The 563-nt window shown below is 38.0% G+C and carries 1 protein-coding gene; it reads right to left on the minus strand.

Going from position 1 to position 563, the window contains the following annotated elements; translation table 11 throughout:
- On the minus strand, window positions 1–563 hold a 563-nt coding region (locus tag DF185_RS23700), incomplete at both ends, for a hypothetical protein (protein ID WP_207784746.1).

Consider the following 563-nt stretch of genomic DNA (forward strand, 5'->3'; position numbering starts at 1 on the left):
TTAATGAAGCATATTTCTCATCCAATGCTTTCTTCTCTGCTGCCAATCTTGCAGCTTCTTCAGCCTGTCTTTGTTGTTCTGCCAAAATCTCATCAATTTTAGCAATTTGTAACTTTGGATATTCTTCCTCTAATTTTAATGCCAAAGCTTCCGTATAAGAGGTTTTCGCTGAGGTATATTCTTTTGTTTTAAATTGTGAATCGGCCAAAGTAATTAATGAAGCATACTTCTCGTCCAATGCTTTCTTCTCTGCAGCCAAACGTGCTGCCTCCTCTGCCTGTCGTTGCTGTTCTGCAAGCAGTTCATCAATCTTTGCAATCAGCGACTTTGGATATTCTTCTTCCGCTTTTAATGCCAAGGCATCTGAATAAGAGGTTTTCGCAGAGCTATAATCTTTTGATTCAACTTGTGAATCGGCCAAAGTAATTAATGAAGCATATTTCTCATCCAATGCTTTCTTCTCTGCTGCCAATCTTGCAGCTTCTTCAGCCTGTCTTTGTTGTTCTGCCAAAATCTCATCAATTTTAGCAATTTGTAACTTTGGATATTCTTCCTCTAATTTT

It is taken from the genome of Marinifilum breve, assembly GCF_003202155.1.
GTDB classification, from domain to species: Bacteria; Bacteroidota; Bacteroidia; order Bacteroidales; family Marinifilaceae; genus Marinifilum; species Marinifilum breve.